Origin of the sequence: Shewanella sp. Iso12 (assembly GCF_012030025.1) — a bacterium.
Taxonomy (GTDB): Bacteria; Pseudomonadota; Gammaproteobacteria; order Enterobacterales; family Shewanellaceae; genus Shewanella; species Shewanella algae.
Genome location: NZ_JAAUHW010000042.1, coordinates 1 through 674, shown reverse-complemented (window position 1 = coordinate 674; position 674 = coordinate 1). Strand labels below are relative to the sequence as shown.

Here is a 674-nt window from a genome sequence, read left to right as displayed (position 1 = left end):
AGTCGGCAGGTGTGCAACGGATGAACCGCTGAAGCAACTATGCCATGAAGATAGTTTTTAAGACGCTGGCCAAATTGGAGTAGTGGCCTGATACCGCTCTCTCTGACTTGTTGCCACCAGAGGTTCCATTGAGCCGTGGCTTCGGCTTCATCTGTGCAGTACCACATCTCCTTGAGTTGCTCCCTGAGCAGGTAAACCGTCATTAAGCTTTTGTTCGACTCCAACAGCTCGTTGAGATACCCCGCCTGTTTGTCTGTCAAATTATCTCTGTTTTTGAGTAAGACCCAGCGCCCCCGTTTCACCCGTTTGCGGGCCGGTTTGTCATGCTTGAGTTGATTAGCCTGGTCAACCCTGACTCGGTCGATGACTTCACGGCCATACTTGGCAACAACATGAAACAAGTCGTAGACCACTTTGGCTTGGGGACAGTGCTTCTGTACCTCCAGGTCAAAGGCAGTATTCATATCCATAGCAACGGCTTCAATCTGTTGGCAGTACTGACCCAACTTAACGAAAAACGGCCGGATAGCTTCTCTACTGCGGCCTTCACCTATCCAAAGGACTTGATGAGTATCCGCATCGGCCACCACGGTGGCGTAACGATGGCCTTTGAACAGGGCAAACTCGTCCATGACCAGGCGTTTGACACGACTCCAATCAGGCTCTGTGACCTC

The 674-nt window shown here is 51.3% G+C and carries 1 protein-coding gene; it reads right to left on the bottom strand.

Going from position 1 to position 674, the window contains the following annotated elements:
* Positions 1-674, bottom strand: a 674-nt coding sequence (locus tag HCX89_RS22645; protein ID WP_167717526.1) for an ISL3 family transposase, incomplete at both ends; no start/stop codon positions are given.